The sequence below is a fragment of the Pelomicrobium sp. P1 genome (assembly GCF_052805615.1).
Map to the genome: position 1 here is coordinate 117,074 of NZ_JBRBEM010000011.1, position 24,249 is coordinate 141,322.

24 protein-coding genes are annotated in these 24,249 nt (G+C 67.4%); 14 read left to right on the plus strand and 10 right to left on the minus strand.

The window, feature by feature from the left end; genetic code table 11:
- Positions 1–8: 8 nt before the first annotated feature.
- From ACUVYZ_RS12095 to ACUVYZ_RS12150, 12 genes are all read left to right on the plus strand, one after another.
- On the plus strand, positions 9–716 hold the full coding sequence (locus ACUVYZ_RS12095) for an ABC transporter permease (protein WP_439934697.1): 708 nt from the start codon (positions 9–11) through the stop codon (positions 714–716).
- Positions 709–1,452, plus strand: a complete 744-nt coding sequence (locus tag ACUVYZ_RS12100) for an ABC transporter ATP-binding protein (protein ID WP_439934698.1) — start codon at positions 709–711, stop codon at positions 1,450–1,452. Before ACUVYZ_RS12095 ends, ACUVYZ_RS12100 begins: the two co-directional genes overlap by 8 nt.
- Positions 1,443–2,279 carry a substrate-binding domain-containing protein gene (locus ACUVYZ_RS12105; protein ID WP_439934699.1) on the plus strand — a complete coding sequence of 279 codons (837 nt, stop codon included), beginning with the start codon at positions 1,443–1,445 and terminating at the stop codon, positions 2,277–2,279. The genes ACUVYZ_RS12100 and ACUVYZ_RS12105 overlap by 10 nt, the downstream gene beginning before the upstream one ends.
- Positions 2,280–2,432: 153 nt before the next feature.
- Entirely contained in the window at positions 2,433–3,833 is a 1,401-nt protein-coding gene (locus ACUVYZ_RS12110; RefSeq protein ID WP_439934700.1) for a sigma-54-dependent transcriptional regulator, read from the plus strand.
- A gap of 34 nt (positions 3,834–3,867) precedes the next feature.
- Entirely contained in the window at positions 3,868–5,940 is a 2,073-nt protein-coding gene (locus ACUVYZ_RS12115) for a sensor histidine kinase (protein WP_439934701.1), read from the plus strand.
- A gap of 32 nt (positions 5,941–5,972) precedes the next feature.
- On the plus strand, positions 5,973–6,518 hold the full coding sequence (gene mobB / locus ACUVYZ_RS12120; protein ID WP_439934727.1) for a molybdopterin-guanine dinucleotide biosynthesis protein B: 546 nt from the start codon (positions 5,973–5,975) through the stop codon (positions 6,516–6,518).
- Positions 6,519–6,525: 7 nt separating this feature from the next.
- Positions 6,526–6,780: a molybdopterin converting factor subunit 1 gene (moaD, locus tag ACUVYZ_RS12125; RefSeq protein WP_439934702.1), complete on the plus strand. Its 255-nt coding sequence runs from the start codon at positions 6,526–6,528 to the stop codon at positions 6,778–6,780.
- Position 6,781: 1 nt separating this feature from the next.
- Positions 6,782–7,234 (plus strand): molybdopterin synthase catalytic subunit MoaE, encoded by a 453-nt coding sequence (gene moaE, locus ACUVYZ_RS12130; protein WP_439934703.1) that lies wholly within the window; start codon positions 6,782–6,784, stop codon positions 7,232–7,234.
- 117 nt (positions 7,235–7,351) lie between these two features.
- Positions 7,352–7,681 carry a winged helix-turn-helix domain-containing protein gene (locus ACUVYZ_RS12135; protein WP_205617518.1) on the plus strand — a complete coding sequence of 110 codons (330 nt, stop codon included), beginning with the start codon at positions 7,352–7,354 and terminating at the stop codon, positions 7,679–7,681.
- Positions 7,682–7,767: 86 nt separating this feature from the next.
- Positions 7,768–8,553, plus strand: coding sequence for a molybdate ABC transporter substrate-binding protein (gene modA, locus ACUVYZ_RS12140; protein WP_439934704.1), 786 nt, complete (start codon positions 7,768–7,770; stop codon positions 8,551–8,553).
- An 8-nt stretch (positions 8,554–8,561) separates the two neighbouring features.
- Positions 8,562–9,230: a molybdate ABC transporter permease subunit gene (gene modB, locus ACUVYZ_RS12145; protein WP_439934728.1), complete on the plus strand. Its 669-nt coding sequence runs from the start codon at positions 8,562–8,564 to the stop codon at positions 9,228–9,230.
- Positions 9,223–10,344, plus strand: a complete 1,122-nt coding sequence (locus tag ACUVYZ_RS12150) for an ABC transporter ATP-binding protein (RefSeq protein WP_439934705.1) — start codon at positions 9,223–9,225, stop codon at positions 10,342–10,344. Before modB ends, ACUVYZ_RS12150 begins: the two co-directional genes overlap by 8 nt.
- Positions 10,345–10,352: 8 nt before the next feature.
- Here the strand turns inward: ACUVYZ_RS12150 and ACUVYZ_RS12155 are convergent, their stop codons facing one another.
- Complete coding sequence (locus tag ACUVYZ_RS12155; RefSeq protein ID WP_439934706.1) at positions 10,353–11,861, minus strand: NAD(P)H-hydrate dehydratase; 1,509 nt, start codon at positions 11,859–11,861, stop codon at positions 10,353–10,355.
- Between the two features lie 134 nt (positions 11,862–11,995).
- Here ACUVYZ_RS12155 and purL point away from each other — a divergent pair, with 134 nt between their 5' ends.
- Positions 11,996–15,988 (plus strand): phosphoribosylformylglycinamidine synthase, encoded by a 3,993-nt coding sequence (gene purL, locus ACUVYZ_RS12160; protein WP_439934707.1) that lies wholly within the window; start codon positions 11,996–11,998, stop codon positions 15,986–15,988.
- Positions 15,946–16,383, plus strand: coding sequence for a NifU family protein (locus tag ACUVYZ_RS12165; protein WP_439934708.1), 438 nt, complete (start codon positions 15,946–15,948; stop codon positions 16,381–16,383). The genes purL and ACUVYZ_RS12165 overlap by 43 nt, the downstream gene beginning before the upstream one ends.
- A 15-nt stretch (positions 16,384–16,398) precedes the next feature.
- Here ACUVYZ_RS12165 and ACUVYZ_RS12170 read toward each other — a convergent pair whose 3' ends face one another.
- The 9 genes from ACUVYZ_RS12170 to ACUVYZ_RS12210 all read right to left on the minus strand — a co-directional run.
- Entirely contained in the window at positions 16,399–17,217 is an 819-nt protein-coding gene (locus tag ACUVYZ_RS12170) for a peptidylprolyl isomerase (RefSeq protein ID WP_439934709.1), read from the minus strand.
- 22 nt (positions 17,218–17,239) lie between these two features.
- A complete protein-coding gene (locus tag ACUVYZ_RS12175; RefSeq protein WP_439934710.1) occupies positions 17,240–17,500 on the minus strand; it encodes a BolA family protein in 261 nt (86 codons plus the stop codon).
- A complete protein-coding gene (locus tag ACUVYZ_RS12180; protein ID WP_439934711.1) occupies positions 17,497–17,799 on the minus strand; it encodes a YciI family protein in 303 nt (100 codons plus the stop codon). The genes ACUVYZ_RS12175 and ACUVYZ_RS12180 overlap by 4 nt, the downstream gene beginning before the upstream one ends.
- A gap of 6 nt (positions 17,800–17,805) precedes the next feature.
- A complete protein-coding gene (locus ACUVYZ_RS12185; protein ID WP_439934712.1) occupies positions 17,806–18,345 on the minus strand; it encodes a septation protein A in 540 nt (179 codons plus the stop codon).
- A gap of 83 nt (positions 18,346–18,428) precedes the next feature.
- Positions 18,429–19,124: a hypothetical protein gene (locus tag ACUVYZ_RS12190; RefSeq protein ID WP_439934713.1), complete on the minus strand. Its 696-nt coding sequence runs from the start codon at positions 19,122–19,124 to the stop codon at positions 18,429–18,431.
- The gene (msrB, locus tag ACUVYZ_RS12195; protein ID WP_439934714.1) at positions 19,121–19,522 is read right to left on the minus strand and encodes a peptide-methionine (R)-S-oxide reductase MsrB; all 402 of its coding nucleotides are present in this window, start codon (positions 19,520–19,522) and stop codon (positions 19,121–19,123) included. The genes ACUVYZ_RS12190 and msrB overlap by 4 nt, the downstream gene beginning before the upstream one ends.
- Before the next feature lie 135 nt (positions 19,523–19,657).
- Complete coding sequence (locus ACUVYZ_RS12200) at positions 19,658–22,495, minus strand: aconitate hydratase (RefSeq protein WP_439934715.1); 2,838 nt, start codon at positions 22,493–22,495, stop codon at positions 19,658–19,660.
- A gap of 67 nt (positions 22,496–22,562) precedes the next feature.
- The gene (locus ACUVYZ_RS12205) at positions 22,563–24,005 is read right to left on the minus strand and encodes a bifunctional 2-methylcitrate dehydratase/aconitate hydratase (protein ID WP_439934716.1); all 1,443 of its coding nucleotides are present in this window, start codon (positions 24,003–24,005) and stop codon (positions 22,563–22,565) included.
- 80 nt (positions 24,006–24,085) lie between these two features.
- Positions 24,086–24,249, minus strand: a 164-nt coding sequence (locus ACUVYZ_RS12210; RefSeq protein WP_446033068.1) for a citrate/2-methylcitrate synthase, incomplete at its 5' end; no start/stop codon positions are given.

Genomic DNA, 24,249 nt, shown 5'->3' on the forward strand with positions numbered 1-24,249 from the left:
TTGTTCCTGTGAACGGCACCTTGGGGCTGGCTTTTTCCCAGGCCCTCGCCCTCATCGGCGGCGCCGATTCCGCCCTGTGGGAGATCGTGGGCTTGAGCCTGCGGGTGAGCCTCACGGCGGTGGGGCTCGCCGCCCTCATCGGCCTGCCGGTGGGGGCCGCCCTGGCGGTGGCCCGCTTTCCCGGCCGCCGGGCGGTGACCGTGATCCTCAACGCCCTCATGGGGCTGCCACCGGTGATCGCAGGATTGCTCATCTACCTGCTCTTGTCCCGGGCTGGGCCTTTGGGCGAGCTGGGCCTGCTGTTTACCCCCGCCGCCATGGTGATCGCCCAGACCGTGCTGGTCGCCCCCATCATCGCCGCGCTGGCGCGCCAGGCCGTCGAGGACGCCTGGAACGAATACGCGGAGCAGCTCAAGTCCCTGGGGGCGGGCCCGGTGCAATGGGCCCTCACCCTGTTGTGGGACTGCCGCTTTTCCCTGGTGACGGCGATCCTCGCCGGCTTCGGGCGGGCCGCCGCCGAGGTGGGGGCGGTGATGATCGTGGGCGGCAACATCGACGGGGTGACTCGGGTCATGACCACCGCCATCGCCCTGGAGACCAGCAAGGGGGATCTTCCCCTCGCCCTGGGGCTGGGGATCATCCTCATGGCCATCGTGCTGTCCCTCAACGCGGCGGCGTACCTGGTGAAGGAAATGGCCCAGCGCCGCTATGGATAGGTCCGCGACCAAGCTCGACGCCTCCTTGCTGCCCCTCGTCCTCACGGAGGTGAGCTACCGGGCCGGCGGCCGCATCCTCATCGACCGCATCACGGCGGAGATCGGGCCGGGGCAGCGCACCGTCATCCTTGGGCCCAACGGAGCGGGCAAGAGCGTGCTCATGCGCCTGTGCCACGGGCTGCTCGCCCCGACCAGCGGCTCGATACGCTGGAACGCGCCGGAGGCGCCCGGCGAGCCCCGGCGGCAAGCCATGGTGTTCCAGCGGCCGGTGATGCTGCGCCGCTCGGCCATCGACAACATCCGCTATGCCCTGAAGCTTTCCCACGTGCCGCGGCGAGAGCGGGAAGCCCGGGCCTGGCAGGCCCTGGAGCGGGTCGGGCTTTCCGCCCTCGCCGATCGTCCGGCCCGGGTGCTCTCCGGTGGCGAGCAGCAGCGCCTGGCCATCGCCCGGGCCTGGGCCTTGAAGCCCGAGGTCCTGTTCTTGGACGAGCCCACGGCCAACCTGGACCCGGGGGCCTCTCGGGAGGTGGAGGCTATCATCGCCGCGATCCATGCCGAAGGGACCAAGATCGTGATGACCACCCACAACCTGGGGCAGGCGCGCCGCCTTGCCGACGAGGTCCTGTTCCTCTACGAGGGGCGGCTGGTGGAGCGGAGCGCCGCAGACCAGTTTTTCCGCAAACCCGCCTCGGTCGAAGCCGAGGCATTCATTCAGGGAGAGCTTCCATGGCATTGAAGCGGCGAATTTCCCTCGTCTTGGCGCTTGCTTTGGTCACCCTCGCCAACGCCTGGGCAGAGGACCGCTATATCACGGTGGCTTCCACCACTTCCACCGAGCAATCGGGGCTGTTCAAGCACCTGCTTCCCCTGTTCGAGCAGAAAACCGGCATCCAGGTGCGGGTGGTGGCGGTGGGTACCGGCCAGGCCCTGGACATCGGCCGGCGGGGGGACGCGGACGTGGTGTTCGTCCATGATAAGGCGGCGGAAGAAAAATTCGTCGCCGAGGGCCATGGGGTCGAACGCCGGCAGGTGATGTACAACGATTTCATTCTCATCGGGCCCCGCTCGGACCCGGCTGGGGCAGGCGGCAAGGACATCGTGGCCGCCCTCAAGAACATTGAGGCGGCGCGAGCCCCCTTCGTGTCCCGGGGAGACAAGAGCGGCACCCACGCCGCCGAGCGCAGGCTATGGGCGCTGGCGGGGATCGACATCGATCGGCACAAGGGGCCCTGGTACCGGGAGTGCGGCTGCGGCATGGGACCCGCCCTCAACACCGCCGCCTCCATGAACGCCTATCTCCTGTCCGACCGGGGGACCTGGTTGAGCTTCCGGAACCGGGGCGGCCTCGCCCTCCTGGTGGAAGGGGACCAACGGTTGTTCAATCAATACGGGGTGATCCTGGTGAATCCGGCCCGGCACCCCTACGTCAGGCGGGACTGGGGGCAGACTTTCATCGACTGGCTCGTCTCCCCGGAGGGCCAGCAGGCCATCGCGAGCTTCAAAATCGACGGAGAGCAGTTGTTCTTTCCGAACGCCGGTCCGAGCACCGCAAAAGCTCGCTGAGCATGCGCCTTTTGCGGTCGAGGACGCGGGAAGGTAGGCCTTGGGGATCATGATCTTTTTTAACCCCCCTTCGCGGGGGGCTTAAAATAGTGGACAAAATGTCTCAATAATGCTCTAATGCTCTGTCAAAAAAACAGTTTTCTGCGGAGGAATATGGCTGGGTCTGGAAGAACCCGGGCTGCACCGCCGGAAGTCCAACGCACGCCTGCGGACACCCCTTGGGACCAATACGCCGTCTTGGTGGTGGACGATGAGGAGGGAATGCGCAATTTCATCAGCCGCGCCCTCAAGAATCGGGGCTGCGGGCTGGTGGAGACGGTGGCCACCGCCGAGGAAGGGGCGCGGCTGGTGGAGCGCTGCCATTTCGACCTGGTCATCCTGGACATCGCCCTCCCCGGCAAGGCGGGGGTGGTCTGGCTCAAGGAGCTGCGGGAGTCCGGGTTCTACGGGGAAGTCATCCTGATCACCGCTTTTGCGGACCTGGAGACCGCCATCGACGCCCTGCGGGCGGGCGCCTCGGACTTCATCCTCAAGCCCTTCCGCATCGACCAGCTCCTCAATTCCATCCAGCGCTGCTTCGACCGGGCGCGGCTCGCTCGGGAAAACTTCGTGTTGCGCCGGGAAGTGCGGGAGCTGGCGGGGCTGGAGGACCTGGTGGGGGAATCCGAGGCGGCGGAAGAGCTGCGCCGAATCATCCGCCGGCTGGCGCCCCTGCCCACTACCGTCCTGATCCAGGGCGAATCCGGCACCGGCAAGGAGGTGGCCGCCCGGGCGCTGCACAAGCTGAGCCCCCGGGCCCAGCGGCCCTTCGTGCCGGTCAACTGCGGCGCCATCTCGCCGGAGATCATCGAGAGCGAGCTTTTCGGCCACGTGAAAGGAGCCTTCACCGGGGCCAGCGAATCCCGCAACGGGCTCTTCTTCTACGCCCAGGGGGGCACCCTGTTCCTGGACGAGATCGGGGAGCTGCCCCTTCCCATGCAGACCAAGCTACTGCGGGTGCTGGAAGAGAAGAAAATCCGGCCAGTCGGCTCCGAGCGGGAGATCCCGGTGGACGTGCGCATCGTCGCCGCCACCAACCGCAACCTGGCTCCGGAGGTGGCCGCAGGCCGCTTTCGGCAGGACCTGTTCTACCGCCTGGACGTAGTGAACATCCTCATCCCGCCCCTGCGGGAGCGCCCGGAGGACATCCCCGTGCTGGCCCGCCGCTTCATGGAGGAGCTCTCGGGCCGGCTGGGCGTGCCCCGCGTCCCCCTCACCCCGGAGGTGCTGGAAGCCCTGGTCCGCTACCCTTGGCCGGGCAACGCCCGGGAGCTGCGCAATCTGGTGGAGCGCTCCCTGATCCTCGGGCGGGTGCCCCTGGAGAACCTGCCAGCGGCCGTGTCCGTGGCTCAGGAGCACGCCCCCGCTTCCGTCCTGCCCCTGGAAGAAGTGGAGAAGCAGCATATCCTCAACGTCCTGCGGGCGGTCTCGGGCAACAAGTCCGAGGCGGCGCGGCGGCTCGGGATTTCCCGCAAGACCCTGGAGCGCAAGTGCGCTCTGTGGAAGGTCTCTTGACAGAGGCCGATCTTTCCGGCCGCGGCTTCGTTCCATGCCCTTCGTCCTTTTCCTGCACCATCGCTTCCGCTCGTCGGTGCGCGCCAAGCTGCTCGCCATGGTGCTGCTGCCGATCACGGTGGTGCTGCCGATCCTGCTCGCCCTGGTGATCTACTGGGGCAACACCTCCTACCACAACCTGCTCATCTTCAAGGTCAACTCCGACCTAGCGGTGGCCCATGAGTACTTCGAGCGGGTGATCGCCAGCGTGGGCGCCCAGGTGCACGGGCTCGCCTCGTCCCACCGACTGGTGACCGCCGCCACGGCGCCCCGGCGGGAGGCCCTCGCCCGGCTGCTTTCCGCCGAGCGGGGCGATCTGCACCTGGACTTCCTCCACCTGCTGGACCTGGAGGGCAACGTGGTGGCGGCCGGCCACGATCTGTGGCAGCCGGCCAATTACCTGGAATGGCCCGTGGTGCAAGGCGCGTCCCACGGCGAGGGGGGCACATCCATCGCCATCTTTTCCGCCGAGCAACTCGGGGCGCTGAGCCCGCGGCTCAAGGAGCAGGCCTTCATTCCCCTGGTGCCTACCGAGAAGGCCGTGCCCACGGAGCGCAAGAGCGAGGACCGAGGCATGATGATCCATTCCGCGGCGCCGGTCTTCGACGCGAGCGGTCGGCTAGCGGGCGTGCTGCACGGCGGCGTGCTCCTCAACCGCAACCTGGATTTCGTGGACAACATCAACAGCATCGTGTACCGGGAGGGGTCCCTTCCCCTCGGAAGCAAAGGCACGGCCACCCTATTTCTCGACGACGTGCGCATCGCCACCAACGTGCGTTTGTTCCAGGGCGAGCGGGCGCTGGGCACCCGGGTGTCGGCGGAAGTGCGCAAGAAAGTGCTGGAGGAGGGCGATACCTGGCTCGACCGGGCGTTCGTGGTCAACGACTGGTACGTCTCCGGCTACGAGCCCGTCACCGACGACCGCGGCCGGCGGGTGGGCATGCTGTACGTGGGCTACCTGGAAGCGCCTTTCGAGCGGGCCAAGCTTCACGCCCTGGGGGTGATCGGCGCCCTGTTCTTGCTGGTGGGCGTGCTGGGCAGCGTGGTCTCCCTGCGCTGGGCGCGCAACGTCTTCCAGCCCCTGGAGCGCATGAGCCAGACCATGAGCGCGGTGGAGGCGGGGGAAGCGGAGGCCCGGGTCGGTCCGGTGCGCAGCCGCGACGAGATCGGGCGGCTCGCGGCCCACTTCGACGAGCTGCTGGACCGGCTCCAGGCGCGCAACCGGGAACTTCAGCAGCTCGCCGACGAACTCGACCAGAAGGTGATCGAGCGCACCCGCGAGCTGGAGGAGGCGAACCGCCATTTGCGCGACGCCCAGCGGCAACTGGTCATGTCGGAAAAGTTGGCGGCCATCGGCGAACTCACCGCCGGGGTGGCCCACGAGATCAACAACCCCATCGCCGTGATCCAGGGCAACCTGGAGGTGGTGCGGGAGGTGCTGGGGCCCGCGGCCGAGCCGGTCAAGCGGGAGATCCGGCTAATCGACGAGCAGGCCAACCGCATCCGGGAGATCGTGACCAAGCTGCTGCAATTCGCCCGGCCCTCGGAATTCGCGGGCTACGTGGAGCCGGTGGAGGTCAACGCCGTGCTCGATGACTGCCTGGTGCTGGTGCGGCACGTCCTCGCCAAGAGCGACATCCAGATCGCGCGCCGCTACCAGGCCACCCGCAGCGTGGGTATCAATCGCAACGAGCTGCAGCAGGTGCTGATCAACCTCATCGTCAACGCGGTGCAGGCCATGGAGGAAGGGGGGACCCTGACCTTGAGCAGCCGGGATTGGGAGGACAAGGGCGTGGTGGTGTCGGTGCGAGACACGGGGCCGGGCATCCGCCCGGAGGATCTGAGCCGGATTTTCGATCCCTTCTATACGACCAAGAAGCAGCACGGCACGGGCCTGGGGCTGTCCATCAGTTACACCCTGGTGGAGCGCTACGGCGGTACCCTCTCGGTGGACAGCGAGTACGGCAAGGGGGCAGAGTTTAGCGTGTGGCTGCTTTCGGAGCCCGTCTATCAGGAGCGCGCCCCCGGGGCGGCGTCCAGCCTGATCGCCCGCTATCGTCACGCGTGAAGACAGAGGTGGCCGGTACAGGAGCTGTAATGATGAAAGTGTTCGGTATCGCCGGCTACTCGGGCAGCGGCAAAACCACGTTGATCGAGCAGCTCATTCCGCGTCTCGTGATGGAGGGGCTGCGGGTGTCGATCATCAAGCACGCGCACCATGGGTTCGATGTGGACCAGCCGGGAAAGGACTCGTACCGGCACCGGGAGGCCGGCGCCTTCGAAGTGCTGGTCACTTCGCCGAGCCGCTGGGTGCTGATGCACGAGCTGCGGGGTCGGCCCGAGCCCGCCTTGGAAGAGCACCTCAAGCGCTTCTCGCCTTGCGATCTGGTGCTGATCGAGGGTTTCAAGAAACAAGACTTCCCCAAGCTCGAGGTGCACCGGAAGGCCACCGGGAAGCCGCTGCTGCATCCGACCGACCGCCACGTGGTGGCGGTGGCCACCGACGAGCCCCTTGAGACCGGCCTTCCGCAGTTCGATCTTTGCGATTACGACGCCATCTGCGGCTTTATAATGGACTTCACGGGTCTGCGCCGCGCGCTGTCAGCGCGCGGCCCTAGCAGGTTCGGGACGTCGCAAGGAGGCTGATCGGGCGATGGTGAGGATTCTCTATTTCGCGCGGTTGCGGGAAGCCCTGGGGACGAGCGCCGAAGAAGTGGCTATGGGCTCGGGCATTCGCGACGTGGCTTCCCTGGTGGAATGGCTGCGCTCGCGGGGAAGCCCGTGGGCCGAGGAGCTGGCGCCAGGGCGGGCCGTGCGGGTGGCCGTGAACCAGCGCATGGCAGACCTGGGCACCGCCGTCGGAGACGGCGACGAAGTCGCCTTTTTCCCCCCCGTGACGGGAGGCTGACATGAGCGTTCGCGTTCAGACCGAAGATTTCGACGTGGGCCTGGAGATCCAGGCGCTGCGCCGGAATAATCCCAAGGTGGGCGCAGTAGCGGCGTTCGTAGGACTGGTGCGGGATGTGAACGAGGGGGAGTCGATACGGGACATGGTGCTGGAGCACTATCCCGGCATGACCGAAAAAGCCCTTGAGGACATCGTGACCCAGGCGAAGGACCGCTGGGACGTCATCGATATCCTGGTCATCCATCGCGTCGGGCCCCTCAAGCCCACCGACCAGATCGTGCTGGTGGCCGTGGCAAGCGGGCACCGGGGCGATGCCTTTGCCGCCTGCGAGTTCATCATGGACTACCTCAAAACCAGAGCGCCCTTCTGGAAAAAGGAGCAGACGCCCTCCGGGACCCGTTGGGTCGAGGCGCGCGAATCCGACGACATTGCCGCGGCCCGCTGGCAGGCTTGATGCCGTCTCATGACTCGCGCTCCCGCTGTCTCGGTCCGCTCTGCATCGCGTCCCCAATCTAGACCGAAGGCGAGCGACACGACTCAATCGCCCCCAAGCTCGTCTCGTCCCCTCAAGGTGCGGGTGCTGCTGGGGCGGGAACTGGGCATTGGACCCGGCAAAGCGGATCTCCTGGAAGCCATCGCCGAAACGGGCTCTATCTCCGGCGCGGCCCGGCGCATGCGCATGTCTTACCGCCGAGCTTGGAGCTTGGTGGCGCGCATGAATCAAGCTTTCCGCGAGCCGCTGGTGGAAACAGCGACCGGCGGCAGTCACGGAGGCGGCGCGGTGTTGACGCCCTTCGGGCGCGAAGTGCTCGTGCGCTACCGGGCCATGGAGCACAAAGCGCGGATGAGCGTAGAAGGGGAAGTGGAGTCGTTCCGGCGCTTGCTGCGTTCGGGCGAGTAGCCTCACCGGTTTGTTGACATCGTCCGAGGGGTGCGTCGATAATTCGCGGGTTCGTTATATTCAATAAAACATAACGGAGCTTTCCCATGGGCCGCAGGACCTGGGCGGTGCTCGCCGCCTTCGTCTGGGCGCTTTCGTTCGGCTGGCCAGCGCGGGCCGGGGAGGCGCCAGTCATCGCCGCTGCCTCTGACCTTCAGTTCGCGCTGTCGGAAATTGCCCAGCAGTTCGAAAGACAAACGGGCCATCGGCTGCGGCTGAGCTACGGCTCGTCGGGGAATTTCTATCACCAGATCCTCCAAGGCGGGCCGTTCCAGCTGTTTCTGTCCGCCGATGAAGATTACGTCTTACGCCTGGCTGCGCAGGGACGCACTGAGGACACGGGCACACTCTATGCCGTGGGGCGCATCGTGCTGTTTGTTCCCAAAGGCTCGCCCCTCGAGCCGGACGGCCGGCTCGAGGACTTGGCGCGCGCTTTGGATGAGGGGCGGTTGCGCCGTTTCGCCATCGCCAATCCTGAGCACGCTCCCTACGGAAGGGCGGCAGAAGCGGCGTTGCGTCGGCGGGGGTTGTGGGAGAAGATCGCGCCCCGGCTCGTGCTGGGAGAGAATGTTTCCCAGGCGGCCCAGTTCGCCGCTTCTGGCTCCGCCCAAGGGAGCATCATCGCCTATTCTTTGGCGCTATCGCCCAAGCTCAAGGAGCTGGGTCGGTTCGCCCTGATCCCCGAGGACTGGCATCCGCCGTTACGCCAACGCATGGTACTCATGCGCGGCGCAGGGGAGGTTGCGCGGCTGTTTTACCGTTACTTGCAATCTTCCGACGCTCGAGAGGTATTCAGACGCTACGGTTTCGTTCTCCCGGCCGAGGGGGGATGAAAGCTTCCATGGACTGGACGGCGCTCATCCTTTCGCTCAAGCTGGCTGCGGCCACGGTGGCGGTGCTGCTGCCGCTTGGCATCCTCGTCGCTCGTTCCCTGGCGTGGAACGCTTTTCGCGGTAAAGGATGGATCGAAGCGGCAGTAGCGCTGCCGCTCGTGCTGCCACCCACGGTGCTGGGCTATTACTTGCTCGTGGTCATGGGGTCTGCCTCCCCGATCGGCCAGCTCTACGAATCCTTGTTCGGAAAAACGCTGGTATTCAGCTTCCAGGGGCTATTGATCGCCTCTATCGTGTTCAACATTCCTTTCACCGTGCAGCCGTTGCAACGGGCTTTTGAAGCGATTCCCGATCAAGTGCGGGAAGCGGCTTGGTGCAGCGGCATGTCTGCTTGGCGGACCTTCTGGCGAATCGAGCTGCCGCTGGCTTGGCCAGGCGTGTTCACCGCTGCGACGCTTACCTTCGCCCATACCCTGGGGGAGTTTGGCGTGGTGCTCATGGTGGGCGGCAACATCCCGGGAGAGACCAAGACCATCGCCATCGCCATCTACGACCGGGTCCAGGCTTTCGACCATCAGGCGGCTGGAGCCATGTCGGCCCTGTTGTTGGCGTTTTCTTTTTTCTCTACCGGCATCGTTTACCTCATCACCCACCGCTCACCGCGCTACCGTGTCTGAATTGGGACTTGCCGTCGAATTTCGCCAAACAGGTCCTATTCCACTCAACGCCCAGTTCCACTGCGCGCCCGGAGAGCTGGTGGTGCTGGTGGGTCCATCGGGCAGCGGCAAGTCCACCATTCTTCGGTGTATAGCGGGTTTGTATCGTCCCTCGTGGGGACAGGTGCGCTGTGATGGCGAAGTGTGGCTCGATACCGGGCGCGCTATCGTGCGCCGACCCCAGGAGCGGTCGGTGGGTTTCGTGTTCCAGGACTACGCGCTCTTTCCCCATCTGAGCGCGGTGGAGAACGTGGCGGCCGCCTTGGGACACCTGCCGCGGGAACAGCGACTGTCCCGGGCGCGACAGCTCCTGAAGCAGGTCCACCTGGATGGCCTTGAATTTCGCCGACCGAAGGAACTCTCCGGCGGCCAGCAGCAGCGCGTGGCGGTGGCTCGGGCGCTCGCGCGGGAACCCAAAGTGCTGCTCATGGACGAACCCTTTTCGGCGGTGGACCATGTCACGCGACGCAAGCTGCAGCGGGAACTGGTGCAGTTGCGCCGGGATTTGCGGCTTCCCATCGTGCTGGTGACTCACGACCTGGAGGAGGCGCGAATGCTGGCCGACCGCATGGTGATCCTGCAGCGGGGCGCGACCCTGACCGCCGCGGCGCCGGAGGAGCTGATGGCCCGCCCGGGCTCCGTCGCGGTGGCCCGGCTGCTCGGCCACACCAACCTGTTCCATGGCGTTGTCATGAAAGAGCGGCCCGAGCGAGGCCTTTCCCTCATCCGCTGGCGGGACCTCACGCTGGAGGCGCGCCACGACCCGCGCTTCCCCGCGGGCACCGCCGTGGCCTGGTTGATCCCGCCGGAGAGCGTGATCCTGCACCGGCGCGACCGCCCCTCCCGGGGGGAACGGGAGAACCCGGTGGCGGGGGTGGTGGACGAATGCATCCCCCTGGGGGAGATGACCGCGGTGACCATGCGGGTGGAAGGGAGCGAGGCGCTGCCCCTGGCCCTCTCGGTGCCCACCCACGTGGCCCGGCGCAACCGGGTGGCGCCGGGGGAGCCGATCCGGGTGTCCCTCCTGGCGGAGGCCATCCACCTCATGCCTCCCGAATCCGCAGCCGAGCGCTGATTTCGCGGTTAAGTAGAGCCTTTGAGCCCGATCCACTGATTGAGCAGCTCCCGGGCCGCGTCCGCCGTCTCCCCGGCGGTCAGGCCCACCGGCCCGCAGCCCTGCTCGACGCAGCGATCGGCGGCGGCGCCGTGCAGGTGCACGGCGAGAAGCAGGGCCTGCTCGGGAGAGAGCCCCTGGGCGATGAGGGCCGCGATCATGCCGGTGAGGACATCCCCCATGCCGGCGCTCGCCATGCCCGGATTGCCCGTGGGGTTGATATGGCGCGTGCCGTCGGGGAGGGCGCAGACGCTCCCCGCCCCCTTGAGCACCACGGGCGAGCGGAAGGCTTCCCCCAGGCGCCGGGCCGCCGCCAGGCGGTCCGATTGCACCTGGGCGGTGGAGGTCTGGAGCAGTCGCGCGGCTTCGGCGGGATGGGGAGTGAGCACCGCGTGGCCCCGGGCGGCGAGGGCCTCCCGCAGGGGGGGGAATTCGGCGAGGAGGTTCAAGGCGTCGGCGTCCAGCACCAGGGGGAGCCGGGTCTCCAGGGCGGCCTTGAGCCACTGGTACGCGTCGGAAGACAGGCCCATGCCCGGCCCGACGGCGAGGCAGCTCAGGTGCTCGAGCTGGAACAAGGCCTCCGGCGGCCGCAGCATAAGCTCGGGCTGACCCGGGTCGCAGGCGGGCCCGTCCCGGGCCATCAATCCCACGTACACCCGGCCGGCCCCCAGCTTGAGGGCGGAGCGTCCCGCCAGCAGGGCCGCGCCCACCATGGTGGGGGCACCGCCCAGGATGCCGACGCTGCCGAACAGGCCTTTGTGGCTGTTGCGTGGACGGGGCTTCCAGGGGGCGAGGGCCCGGTCCCGCTCCACCAGGAACACGCTCTGGGGCGGGAAGTCCTCGGGGACGAGCCCCAGGGGATCCACGGCAATCTCGCCGCAATGGTCGGGACCGTCCAGGGTCAGTAGCCCAGGCTTCAAGGCCATGAAGGTGACGGTGGCCGCCGCCCGCACGGCGGTGCCCCGGACCCGGCCCGTGTCGCTGTCCAGGCCGCTGGGAATGTCGATGGCGAGCACCGGCAGCCGGGAGCCGTTCATCCATTCGATGAGGGCCCGGTGGCGGCCTTCCACGTCCCGCGTCAGCCCCAACCCGAACAACCCGTCGATCACGAGATCCCAGCGGCGCCCCGGGGGGATCTGGTCCAGCACTCGACCCCCCGCGGCGCGCCAGCGCTCCAGGGCCTGGGTCGCGTCCCGGGGGAGGCGGCCGGGATCGCCAGCGAGCACCACGTCCACCCGGTACCACCAGGCCTTGAGATGGCGCGCCGCGACCAGGGCGTCGCCCCCATTGTTCCCCGGGCCGGCCAGAACCAGCACCGAAGTGCGGCGCTCGTCCAGCATCCGGGCATGGGCGAACTTGGCCGCGGCCAGGCCCGCCCGCTCCATGAGGGGAGGCGGGTCGGGACGACCTAGCACGGCGTGCTCGATGGCGCGGATTTCCTCGGTGGTGTAGACGCGGCCGAAAGGGGGGGCGAGCATAAGGGCAGGGCGGGGAGGATTTGCGCGGCTATTTTCGGCGATCGGCACAGGGCGGGCAACCTGGCCCGGGCTAGGAGAGTTCGCGTGGGTTCGTGGCCAAGGGCCCTTTCTCGGATAAAATTAAACTTTTCTAAATGCTGCGCGAAACCTCCATCCTGCGCCTGCCCGGCCCTCGGGCCCTTACCCCATTCCGGCGCGACAAGCTCCTCGCCCGCCTTCGGGCCCAGCTCCCCGCCGTGCGGGACGTGGACGCCCGGTACTGGCACTTCGTCGCCCTGCGGGGGGAGCTCAAGCCGGAGCGCCGCGCTGTCCTCGCTTCCCTCTTGAGCTACGGACCGGCTTCCGCCCGGGTTGCCCCCTCCCCGGAGGAGGCGGCCGCTCCCATGCTCCTGGTGGTGCCCCGGCCGGGGACCCTCTCCCCCTGGTCGTCCAAGGCCACCGACATCGCCCGGCGCTGCGGGCTCAGCGCCGTGGAGCGCATCGAGCGGGGCGTGGTCTACCGGGTGATGATGGAGGGGCCTTGGGGACCTCAGGATCAGGCGGCGCTCGCCCCCTTGATCCACGACCGCATGACCGAGGCGGTCTTCCCCACCCTGGAGGATGCGGAGCGGCTGTTTCGCCACTACGAGCCCGCTCCCCTCAAGGAGGTGGACCTCATGGCCCGGGGCCGGGCGGCCCTGGAGGAGGCCAACCGGGTCCTGGGGCTCGCCCTCTCCGAGGACGAGATCGACTACCTGGCGGCGAGCTTCCAGGCGGCGGGGCGCAACCCCACCGACGTGGAGCTTATGATGTTCGCCCAGGCGAACTCGGAGCACTGCCGCCACAAGATCTTCAACGCCCGCTGGGTGGTCGACGGGGTGGAGCAGCCGGACACCCTGTTCGGCATGATCCGTACGACCCACGCCCGGCGCCCCCGGGACACGCTGGTGGCCTATTCGGACAATGCCGCCGTCATCCGGGGCGCCCGGGTGGCCTGGTTCGGTCCCGACGCCCAGGACCGGGTGTACCGCTTCCACGAGGAGGACCTTCACATCCTAGTGAAGGTGGAGACCCACAACCATCCGACGGCCATTTCCCCCTTCCCGGGGGCGGCCACCGGCGCCGGCGGGGAGATCCGGGACGAGGGCGCCACCGGCCGGGGCGCCAAGCCCAAGGCGGGATTGACCGGTTTCTCCGTCTCCAACCTGCGGATTCCCGGGTGGTTGCAACCGTGGGAAGGAGACGTCCCGGGCCGGCCTCCCTATGGCAAGCCCGAGCGCATCGCCTCGGCCCTGGAAATCATGCTGGAGGGCCCCATCGGCGCCGCCTCCTTCAACAACGAATTCGGCCGGCCCCACCTGGGCGGCTACTTCCGCACCCTCGAGGTGGAGGTGGCGGGGGAAGTGCGGGGCTACCACAAGCCCATCATGATCGCCGGCGGGATCGGCAACATCCTGGAGCGGCAAGCGTTCAAGCGCGAGCTGCCCGTGGGTGCGCTCCTCATCCAGCTCGGGGGGCCCGGCATGCTGATCGGCTTGGGCGGAGGGGCCGCCTCCAGCATGGATACCGGGGCCAACGTGGCCGACCTGGACTTCGATTCGGTCCAGCGGGGCAACGCGGAAATGCAGCGGCGCGCCCAGGAGGTGATCGACCGCTGCTGGCAGTTGGGGGAGGCCAATCCCATCCTGGCAATCCACGACGTGGGCGCCGGGGGGCTCGCCAACGCGCTGCCCGAGCTGGTACACGCGTCGGGGCGGGGCGCCCGGGTGGATCTGCGCAGGATCCCCACCGAGGAGCCGGGCATGTCCCCCATGCAGATCTGGTGCAACGAGTCCCAGGAGCGCTACGTGCTCGCCATCGCTCCCGAGGACCTGGGACGCTTCGCCGCCCTGTGCGAGCGGGAGCGCTGCCCCTACGCCGTGCTGGGGGAGACCACCGGGGACGGGCGCCTGGTGGTGACGGACCCGGTGTTCGGCAACCGCCCGGTAGACGTGGACCTGGCGGTCATCCTGGGGAAGCCTCCCCGGATGACCCGCCAGGCGAACCGTTTGCACCGGCGGCTACCGCCCTTCGACCCGTACCCCATCTCCCTGGAGGAGGCGGCGTACCGGGTGCTGCGACTGCCGGCGGTGGCGGACAAGACCTTCCTCATCACCATCGGCGACCGCACCGTAGGGGGGCTTTCGGTCCGGGATCCGATGGTGGGACCGTGGCAGGTGCCGGTGGCCGACGTGGCCGTGACCTGTATGGGATTCGACACCTACCGGGGCGAAGCCTTCGCCCTGGGGGAGCGCTCGCCTCTGGCCTTGATCGACGCTCCGGCGTCGGGACGAATGGCGGTGGGGGAGGCCATCACCAACCTGTGCGCGGCGCCGGTGGCCTCCATAGGCGACATCCGGCTCTCCGCCAACTGGATGGCGGCGGCGGGCCATCCCGGGGAGGATGCGGCCCTCTACGACACGGTACGGGCGGTGGCGCTGGAGCTATGCCCTCGCCTTGGGGTGAGCATCCCGGTGGGCAAGGATTCCCTGTCCATGAAGACGGTATGGGACGCGCCGGAGCGCAAGGAAGTCACCGCCCCCCTTTCCCTTATCGTCACCGCGGTGGCGCCGGTCGCGGACGTGCGCACGACCCTTACGCCGCAGTTGCGCACCGACGCGGGAGAGACCGAGCTGGTGCTGATCGATTTGGGCAGCGGCCGCAACCGGCTGGGGGGCTCGGCCCTCGCCCAGGTCTATAACCAGGTGGGCGATCGGGCGCCGGATCTGGACGATCCGGACAAGCTCAAAGCGTTCTTCGCCACCGTGCAGCGGCTGCGCTCGGAAGGCAGGATCCTCGCCTATCACGACCGCTCCGACGGGGGTCTCTTCGCCACCTTATGCGAAATGGCCTTTGCTGGCCACACGGGCCTCTACGTGCTCCTGGACACGCTTTGCTACTTGACCCACTTGGGCGATGTGGACGCCGCCGAGATCCGCACCCAGCCCATGGGCGGCGTGTACCACCGGCGCATGGTGGAGGTGCTGTTCAGCGAGGAGCTGGGCGCGGTGCTGCAGATCAGGCGGCGCGACCGCCAGACAGTGATGCAGGCCTTCGTCGAAGCGGGCCTGGGGGCCGAGTTCCACGTGATCGGTGGGCTGACCGATAACGACCGGATCGAGTTCATCCACAACAATGTGACGGTGCTGGCGGCGAGCCGCGCCGATCTGCAGCGGGCCTGGAGCGAGACGAGCTACGAGCTGCAGAAGCTGCGGGACAATCCCCAATGCGCCCAGGAAGCCCACGACCGGCTGTTGGACGAGACCGATCCGGGCCTTTCGGCGCGCCTCGCCTTCGACCCGGCCGACGACGTGGCCGCTCCTTTCATCGCCACCGGCGTCCGTCCCCGGGTGGCCATCCTGCGGGAGCAGGGGGTGAACGGGCAGGTGGAGATGGCGGCTGCCTTCCACCGGGCCGGGTTCGAGGCGGTGGACGTGACCATGAGCGACGTGATCGCCGGCCGGGAAACCCTGGCGGGCTTCCAGGGCTTGGCTGCTTGTGGCGGCTTTTCCTTCGGCGACGTGCTGGGAGCGGGGGAAGGCTGGGCCAAGTCGATCTTGTTCAACATCCGGGCGCGGGAGGCGTTCGAGGCCTTCTTCCGCCGCGGCGACACCTTCGCCCTGGGGGTGTGCAACGGCTGCCAGATGATGGCGAGCCTCAGGGATCTCATCCCGGGGGCGGAGGCCTGGCCCCATTTCGTGCGCAACCGCTCCGACCAGTTCGAAGCGCGCCTGGTGATGGTGGAGGTGACCCGTAGCCCCTCCCTGTTCTTCTCCGGCATGGAAGGAAGCCAGTTGCCCATCGTGGTGGCCCACGGGGAGGGCTACGCCGAGTTCGCCGACGAGGAGCGGCTCGAGGCCGCCCTTCCCCTGGTGGCGCTGCGCTACATCGATCACCGAGGCGCGCCCACGGAAATCTATCCCTGCAATCCCAACGGCTCGCCCCGGGGCATCACGGGGCTCACTAGCCGGGACGGGCGCTTTACCATCCTCATGCCCCACCCCGAGCGGCTGTTCCGCACCGTGCAGTTTTCTTGGCACCCGGACGAATGGGGCGAGGAGGGACCTTGGCTGAGGATGTTCCGCAATGCCCGGAGGTGGATCGGGTGAGTCCGATGGGCGGAGAAAGCAAAACCTACGATCCGCCGTTTTACACCGAAGAGGAGCTGGACGCCCTCTACGAACGGGACCCGATGCTGGCGCTGCGCATCTCCCGCCGGCAGGCGATGCTGGCGCGGGAGCTGGAGGCCCGGGTCGTCGCCGCCCCCGACGCGCCGCCGCCCACCGAGGAAGAGCTCCGCTCGGCCCTGGAGCGGGCCCGGCGGGTGCTGTTGCGGGACGGGGGCGACCTGGAGCTGGTGGAAATCGTCGGCACGGTGGTGCGGGTGCGGCTCAAGGGCAACTGCGTCGGCTGCCCGCGCTCCGTGCTGGACTTGAAGCACGTGGTGGAGCGGGCGATCCGCCAGGAGTTCCCCCAGATCACCCGGGTGGAGAACACCTTTTAGCGGGCCCGCTCGCCGTTATTCGATCTTGGACTTCTGGCGTAGCTGGGCCACCAGCTTCATCAGCGCCTGCTGCTGGAGCTGTTGGCGAATGTTGTCCTGCACTTCCTCCAAGGGAGGCGCCTTGAGGGGCCGCACGTCCTCCAGCTTGATCACGTGCCAGCCGAAGCTGGTCTGCACCGGCTGCTGGGTCGTCTGGCCCTTCTGCAGTTTCGTGAGGGCCTCGGCGAAGGGCTTGACGTAGCTCGCCGGCGAGTTCCAGCCCAGGTCGCCCCCGTTTTCCTTGGAGCCGGGGTCCTTGGATTTTTCCGCCGCCAGCTTCTCGAAGCTCGCCCCGCCCTTCAGTTGGCTGATCAGGCTCTTGGCTTCCGCCTCGGTCTCCACCAAGATGTGGCGCGCCTTGTATTCCTTGTCCCCCAGTTGGGCCTTCAGCCGATCGTATTCCTGCTTGACCGCCTGGTCGGTGACGGGGTTCTTGGCGAAGTAGTCCTCCAGGTAGGCGCGGATCAGCACGTTCTGGCGCGCGAGCTCCAGCCGGGTGGCCACTTCGGGGCGTTTGTCGATGCCCTGGCGGACGGCCTCCTGGGTCACCACCTCCTGGGTGATGAGGGACTCTTTCACGCTCTCCCGCAACTGGGGGGTGTCGGGCTGCCCTTGGGATACCCGCTCCTTGACCAATTGGTCGACCCGGGATTGGGGGATGACGACGCCGTTCACGACGGCCGCCTTGCTTTCTTTGGCGGGGGGCTTGGCGCTTTCCTGGGCATGGAGCGCTGGCGAGAGGGCGGCCGCGGCGAAGGCCGCGGCCAGGGTGATTCGATTCCAAACGGGGGTCATGACACTCCTTGGGGTAAAGGGGTTAAAACTCGTCGGGGGCGAGGGCCCGGATGCTCAAGGCATGAATCTCCTTCTGCATCAGGTCGCGCAGGGCTTCGTAAATCATCCGGTGCCGCGCCATGACGCTCTGGCCGGCAAATCGGGGGGAAACCACGGTAAGCCGGTAGTGGCCGCCGCTCTTCGCCCCTTGGTGGCCGGCGTGGAGAGCGCTCTCGTCCACCACCTCCAGCGCTTCGGGCGCGAGGGCTTTCAGCCGCTCCCGGATCCGTTCCTCGGTGCTCATACCGGCAACACCTTCTTGAACGGCCGCACCGTGACCCGGGCGTAGACGCCCGCCGTTGCGTAAGGATCGGCCTCCGCCCAGGCCCGGGCGTCGGCGAGGGAGGGAAACTCAGCCACGATGAAGCTGCCGGAGAATCCCGCAGGCCCGGGGTCGGGGCTGTCGAGGGCGGGGAGCGGCCCCGCCAGCACCAGGCGGCCCGCCTGCTGCAGGGCCCTCAGGCGCTCCAGGTGGGCCGGTCGCGCAGCCAGCCGCTTCTCCAAGCTGTCGGGGGCGTCTTCCGCGAAGATCATGTAGAGCATGGGCAGCTATCCGCCGCGCTCATCCTGCAAGTATTTCGCCAGCATGACGCCTTGCGCCAGCACGAAAAGCAGGAGCAGGCCCATGGCGCCGAACACCTTGAAGTTGACCCAGCTCTCGGTGGAGAGGGTATAGGCGACGGCGAGGTTGGCTGCGCCCATTCCGGCGAAGAAGGCCATCCAGCTCAGGTTGAGCCGGGCCCAGACCGGGTCGGGCAGGGCCATTTGCCCCCCCAGCATGACCCGGATCAGATTCTTGCCGAAGAAGACCCGGGCTCCGGCCAGGGCGAGCGCGAACAGCCAGTAGAGCACCGTGGGCTTCCACTTGATGAAGGTTTCGTCCTGGAGCAAAAGGGTCGCGCCGCCGAAGACCACGATCACCGCCATGCTCACCCACAGCATGGTGTCCACGGCGCCCCGCCGCCACCAGACCCAACCGATCTGGACGAAGGTGGCCGCGATGGCGACGGCCGTGGCGACGTAGATGCCCTGAAGCTTGAACGCAACGAAAAAGACGATGACCGGGAAAAGATCGAACAGGAGCTTCACGAACGGGTCGGCAGCCGGACGGCCAGGAGGTCGCGGGCGATCACGAATGGAGGATCAAAGGGGCATATTGTAGCACGAGGGGATCAATGCCGCACGGTCCAGCGCCGGTGGTATTCCCGCACTAGGGTCCGCACCTCGTCTCCGTACACGGGTTTGCGGGATTGGCGTAGCGCCTCCTCGAAGAACTCCGGGCACGCTTCGGGCAGCCAGGCTTCCATCAAGCGGTAGGCCCTGGCCATGCGCTCGGGATCCTGGGTGCGGGTGGCCACGATAGCGTAGTTGGAGAGCAGGATGCGCCACGGGTGCTCGGGCGCGGCCCGGTCCGGGTCGGTCCGGATGGCCAGGTCCACCCGGTCGATGAAGGGACCCATGGCGTCGAACAGGGCTGCCAGGGCCTCCCGCGCCTGCAGGCGATTCGCCCGGGCGGCGAAGGCGTTCACCAGGGGCTCCAGGATGCGCAGCTGGCCCCCGTGGCGAACGATCCAGTCGGCCACGTCCAGCGTGGCCTGATCCAGCCATTGGCGCTCTTCGCTGCAACCCAACCAGTGGACCCAGAGGTTGAGATCGGACAGGCACGCCAGGGCGTATTCTCCCAGCGTGCTGGGGTCCTCGTCCTCCAGCGCTCCGGTGGGGCCGTGGGCCCGGTCCAGGGCGGCGAAAGCGGCCAGGGCCTGCTCCAGGGCCTCGATCAACTGGGCGGGTGTCGCGCCTTCGCCTTGACCGCCCCGGGCCTCGTGGGCAGCGAGCAGCACTCTGGCAGCCTGGGTGAGGCTAGTCATTCCTTCCCGGGGTCCAGGCGCAGGGCGGCGGAGTTGATGCAATAGCGCAGCCCCGTGGGTTGGGGACCGTCGTCGAATACATGGCCCAGGTGGGCGTCGCAGCGGCTGCACAACACTTCCGTGCGCTGCATGAAAAAGGAATAGTCCTCTTCCGTCGCCACCGCGTCCGGCGAAACGGGTTCCCAGAAACTGGGCCAGCCGGTGCCGGAATCGAACTTGGTCTCGGAGCTGAAAAGCGCCGCTCCGCAACACACGCAGCGGTAGAGGCCCGGCTCTTTGCAGTCCCAGTATTCGCCGGTAAAGGCCCGCTCTGTGCCCTTATGCCGGGTGATCCGGTACTGCTCGGGGGTCAACAGTCTCTTCCATTCCTCGTCGCTTTTCACGACCTTCTCCGCCATCTGTGTTACCTCCTGGAAAGCCCCGGCCCGCTGCGCCGTTTCGGGAATTTTACTCCGTCCCGGGCGGACCCCGGAAACGGCAGGGGCCCGCCCGGCACAGCCGGACAGGCCCCTGGGGGTGAACGGGCGTGTCGCTCAGGACGCCATCAATTGCCTCAGGACGTAGGGCAGGATGCCGCCGTGTCGGAAGTAGTCTACCTCGATCGGGGTGTCGATGCGGCAGAGCAAGGTCACCTGCTGGCGGGAGCCGTCCCGGCGGTGGATCACTAGGTCCACGTCCTGCTGGGGGCGGATATCCTTAAGGCCCAGGATGTCGAAGCGCTCGTCGCCGCGGATGCCCAGGGACTGGACGCTGTCGGAGCCCTTGAATTGAAGCGGCAGCACGCCCATGCCCACTAGGTTGGACCGGTGGATGCGCTCGAAGCTGCGGGCGATCACCGCCTTCACCCCCAGGAGCTGGGTCCCCTTGGCGGCCCAGTCCCGGGACGACCCGGTGCCGTATTCCTCGCCGCCGAAGACCACGGTGGGAATTCTCTCGGCGAGGTAGCGCATGGCCGCCTCGAAGATGGTCATCTGCTCGCCGCTGGGCTGGTACAGGGTGTAGCCCCCCTCCACCCGGCTGCCGTCGGGTTTGGGGGGCAGCATCAGGTTCTTGATCCGCACGTTGGCGAAGGTCCCGCGCACCATGACTTCGTAATTGCCCCGGCGGGCCCCGTAACTGTTGAAGTCCGCCTTGCCCACGCCGTGCTCGATGAGGTAGCGGCCCGCCGGGGAGTCCTCCTTGATGGCGCCGGCCGGGCTGATGTGGTCGGTGGTGAGGGAATCGCCGAAGATGCCCAGCGCCCGCGCCCCCAGGATGTCCGGCACCGCGCCCGGCTGCAGGTCGAAGTCCTTGAAGAAGGGCGGCTCGGCGATGTAGGTGGACGCCGGCCAGTCGTAGACCTGCCCCTCGGGCGCCGGGATGCTCTCCCACAGGGCGTTGTCCTTGGTGAAATCGGAATACAGCCGCCGGAACACCTTGGGGTCGGTGGCGTACTGCAGGGCGTCGGCTACTTCCTGAGGACTGGGCCAGACGTCGCCGATGTATACGGGCTTGCCCCCCTTGCCGATGCCCAGGGGCTCGGTCATCAGGTCCTTGAGCATGGTGCCGGCGATGGCGTAAGCCACCACCAGGGGTGGGCTCGCCAGGAAGTTGGCCTTGATGTTGGCGTGGATGCGGGCCTCGAAGTTGCGGTTGCCCGACAAGACCGCCGCGCACACCAGGTCGTTCTTCACGATCGCCTCCTCGATGCCGGGATCGAGGGGACCGGCGTTGCCGATACAGGTGGTGCAGCCGTAGGCGGAGACGTAGAAGCCCAGCTTCTCCAGGTAAGGGAGGAGTCCCGAGCGCTTCAGGTATTCGGTCACGACTCGGGATCCGGGGGCGAGGGAAGTCTTGATGTGCTTCCTGACGGTGAGCCCCTTCTCCACCGCCTTCTTGGCCAGGAGGCCCGCGGCGATCAGCACGCTGGGGTTGGAGGTGTTGGTGCAGGAAGTGATGGCGGCGATCAGCACGTCCCCATGGCCGATCTCCACCGTCTCCGGCGCCGGGCGCTCCAGGGTGACCAGGTCGGGGGTGGGGCGGTTATCCACCATCTCCACCACGTCCACGGGCGCCCCGGCGTTCACGGATTCGGGGGCGATCACGCCGCCGCCACTCGCCGGGTTGCCCGGAGCCAGGGTGGCCCGGTAGCGCTTGCCCAGCTCCCCCCTGGGTTTGTTGTAGCCGTTCTCGGTCATGGGCTTGGCGAAAAGCTCGGTGAACCGGGTCTTCACCTGCCCGATCTGGATCCGGTCCTGGGGTCGCTTGGGCCCGGCCAGGGACGGCTCCACCGCGCCGAGATCCAGCTCCAGCACCTGGCTGTAATCGATGTCGCCGGTCTTGGGCATGCCGAAGAGCCCCTGGGCCTGGAAATAGGCCTTGAACGCCGAGACCTCTTCCTGGGTGCGGCCCGTGGTTTCCAGGTACTGGACGGTCTTGTCGTCCACGGGGAAGAAGCCCATGGTGGCGCCGTATTCGGGGGCCATGTTGGCGATGGTGGCCCGATCCGGCACGGGAAGGGCCGCCGCGCCTTCGCCGAAGAACTCCACGAACTTGCCCACCACCTTGGCCTTGCGCAGCATCTCGGTGATGGTGAGGACTAGGTCGGTGGCGGTCACGCCCCAGCGCAACCGTCCCTTGAGGTGCACCCCCACCACGTCCGGGGTGAGGAAGTACACCGGCTGGCCCAGCATGCCCGCTTCCGCCTCGATGCCCCCCACCCCCCAGCCCACTACGCCGATGCCGTTGATCATGGTGGTGTGGCTGTCGGTGCCTACCAGGGTGTCGGGGAAGTAGACCCCGTTCTTGCGATGCACGCCCCGCGCCAGATATTCCAGGTTCACCTGGTGCACGATGCCGATGCCCGGCGGCACCACGCGGAAGCTGTCGAAGGCCTGCATGCCCCACTTCATGAACTGGTAGCGCTCCCGGTTGCGCTGGAATTCCAGCTTCATGTTGAGGTCCAGCGCCGCCCGGCTCCCGTAGTAGTCGATCTGCACCGAGTGGTCCACCACCAGGTCCACGGGGACCAGGGGCTCGATCAGCTTAGGATCCCGGCCCAAGCGCTGGGCGACGCCGCGCATGGCCGCTAGGTCGGTCAGCAGGGGCACGCCGGTGAAGTCCTGTAGCACGATGCGGGAGACGACGAAAGGGATCTCCTGGGTACGGGGCGCGTTGGGACGCCAGGCGGCGAGCTCCCGCACGTGCTCCTCGGTGATCTTTTTGCCGTCGCAGTTGCGCAGCACCGACTCCAGGACGATGCGCAGCGACACGGGCAGGCGGGACACCTTCCCCAGGCCGGCCTTCTCCAGGGCGGCGAGGGAATAGAGCTTGCCCTTCCTGCCCTTGGCGGGGGCGAATTCCTTGAGCGAATGGAAGAGATTGTGGCTCATGGCCTGAAGTCCTTTCTCGGTCCCTGACCGGGTTCGCGTATGAGGTGGATCGATGCTGCCACGCAAGTCAGATCACGAACATGTCGACGAATTCGTGCACCGGGGTCGCTTCCAGGGTCTTCTGGTCCTGGCATAGGGCGAAGATGGCCGAAGCCTGCTTCGGCGGGAAGCGGCGCGCCAGGTTGGTGCGGAATTTGGCTTCCAGCAGGGGAATGCCCTCGCTGCGGCGGCGCCGGTGGCCGACGGGGTACTCCACCACCACTTCCCCGGCCTTGGTCCCGTCCTTGAAATAGACGGTGACGCCGTTGGCGATGGAGCGCTTGTCCGGGTCGAGGTAGTCCCGGCTGAACTGGGGATCCTCCACCACTTCCATCTTCTCCCGCAGCCGGTCGATGCGCGGGTCGGCGGCCACCTCGTCCTCGTAGTCGGCGGCGGTCAGCCGGCCGAAGATCAGCGGCACCGCCACCATGTACTGGAGGCAGTGGTCCCGATCCGCCGGGTTGTGAAGGGGTCCCTTCTTGTCGATGATGCGGATAGCGGACTCGTGGGTGCGGATCACGATTCTGTCGATCTCCTCGAGCCGGTCCTTCACCTGGGGATGGAGCTGCATGGCGCATTCCACCGCGGTCTGGGCATGGAACTCCGCCGGGAAGGAGATCTTGAACAGCACGTTCTCCATCACGTAGGAGCCGTAGGGCCGCTGGAACTTGAGCCGCTGCCCGCGGAACAGCACGTCGTAGAAGCCCCAGGTCTTGGCGGTGAGGGCGGACGGGTAGCCCATCTCACCCTTCTTCGCTATCAGCGCCAGGCGCACCCCCCGGCTGGTGGCGTCGCCCGCCGCCCAGGATTTGCGCGAGCCCGTGTTGGGGGCATGGCGGTAGGTGCGCAGGCTGTGGCCGTCGATCCAGGCGTTGGACACCGCGTTGATGATCTCCTCGTGGGTGCACCCCAGCATGCGGGCCACCACGGCGGTGGTGGCCACCTTCACCAGGATCACGTGATCCAGGCCCACCCGGTTGAAGCTGTTCTCCAGGGCGATCACCCCCTGGATCTCGTGGGCCTTGATCATGGCCTCCAGCACGTGGCGCACGGTGAGGGGGGGCTTGCCCTGGGCGATGGCGGTGCGGGACAGCCAGTCGGCGGTGGCCAGGAGGCCCCCCAGGTTGTCGGAAGGGTGGCCCCACTCGGCGGCGAGCCAGGTGTCGTTGAAGTCCAGCCAGCGAATCATGGTGCCGATGTTGAAGGCGGCCGTCACCGGATCGAGCTGGAACTGGGTGCCCGGGACGCGGGCACCGTGGGGAACCACCGTGCCCGGCACGATGGGACCCAGCAGCTTGGTGCAGGCCGGATAGCCCAGAGCTTCCAGCCCGCAGCCTAGGGTATCCATCAGGCACAGCCGGGCGGTGGAATAGGCCTCCTCGCTCCTGATCTCATACCGGGTGACGTAATCGGCGATGTCTGTGAGCTCCTGGTCGGGAGCGGGGCGGACGTTTGAGAATTGTGCTTCCATGGTTCTCCTTCGCAGGCTCATGCAAGGGACGGCCAGGGTCCGGTATCCCGCGGGGCATCGCCCCGCGGGCCGGACTCCTCCTACCCCCTCTGTTCGATGGGTACCCAAGGGCGGGGTTCGGGGCCGATGTAGTTCGCGCTCGGGCGGATGATCTTGCCGTCTTGGCGCTGCTCGATCACGTGGGCCGACCAGCCCGTAGTGCGCGCGATCACGAAAAGGGGCGTGAACATGGGGGTGGGAATGC

Bases quoted from the DNA above. Each gene is read 5' to 3' on its own strand.
- mobB (WP_439934727.1), top strand. From the start codon at position 5,973: ATGAAAGTGTTCGGTATCGCCGGCTACTCGGGCAGCGGCAAAACCACG.
- purL (WP_439934707.1), top strand. From the start codon at position 11,996: ATGCTGCGCGAAACCTCCATCCTGCGCCTGCCCGGCCCTCGGGCCCTT.
- moaD (WP_439934702.1), top strand. From the start codon at position 6,526: ATGGTGAGGATTCTCTATTTCGCGCGGTTGCGGGAAGCCCTGGGGACG.
- modB (WP_439934728.1), top strand. From the start codon at position 8,562: ATGGACTGGACGGCGCTCATCCTTTCGCTCAAGCTGGCTGCGGCCACG.
- ACUVYZ_RS12170 (WP_439934709.1), bottom strand. From the start codon at position 17,217: ATGACCCCCGTTTGGAATCGAATCACCCTGGCCGCGGCCTTCGCCGCG.
- ACUVYZ_RS12200 (WP_439934715.1), bottom strand. From the start codon at position 22,495: ATGAGCCACAATCTCTTCCATTCGCTCAAGGAATTCGCCCCCGCCAAG.
- moaE (WP_439934703.1), top strand. From the start codon at position 6,782: ATGAGCGTTCGCGTTCAGACCGAAGATTTCGACGTGGGCCTGGAGATC.
- ACUVYZ_RS12190 (WP_439934713.1), bottom strand. From the start codon at position 19,124: ATGACTAGCCTCACCCAGGCTGCCAGAGTGCTGCTCGCTGCCCACGAG.
- ACUVYZ_RS12205 (WP_439934716.1), bottom strand. From the start codon at position 24,005: ATGGAAGCACAATTCTCAAACGTCCGCCCCGCTCCCGACCAGGAGCTC.
- ACUVYZ_RS12175 (WP_439934710.1), bottom strand. From the start codon at position 17,500: ATGAGCACCGAGGAACGGATCCGGGAGCGGCTGAAAGCCCTCGCGCCC.
- ACUVYZ_RS12100 (WP_439934698.1), top strand. From the start codon at position 709: ATGGATAGGTCCGCGACCAAGCTCGACGCCTCCTTGCTGCCCCTCGTC.
- ACUVYZ_RS12115 (WP_439934701.1), top strand. From the start codon at position 3,868: ATGCCCTTCGTCCTTTTCCTGCACCATCGCTTCCGCTCGTCGGTGCGC.
- ACUVYZ_RS12110 (WP_439934700.1), top strand. From the start codon at position 2,433: ATGGCTGGGTCTGGAAGAACCCGGGCTGCACCGCCGGAAGTCCAACGC.
- msrB (WP_439934714.1), bottom strand. From the start codon at position 19,522: ATGGCGGAGAAGGTCGTGAAAAGCGACGAGGAATGGAAGAGACTGTTG.
- ACUVYZ_RS12155 (WP_439934706.1), bottom strand. From the start codon at position 11,861: ATGCTCGCCCCCCCTTTCGGCCGCGTCTACACCACCGAGGAAATCCGC.
- modA (WP_439934704.1), top strand. From the start codon at position 7,768: ATGGGCCGCAGGACCTGGGCGGTGCTCGCCGCCTTCGTCTGGGCGCTT.
- ACUVYZ_RS12105 (WP_439934699.1), top strand. From the start codon at position 1,443: ATGGCATTGAAGCGGCGAATTTCCCTCGTCTTGGCGCTTGCTTTGGTC.
- ACUVYZ_RS12180 (WP_439934711.1), bottom strand. From the start codon at position 17,799: ATGCTCTACATGATCTTCGCGGAAGACGCCCCCGACAGCTTGGAGAAG.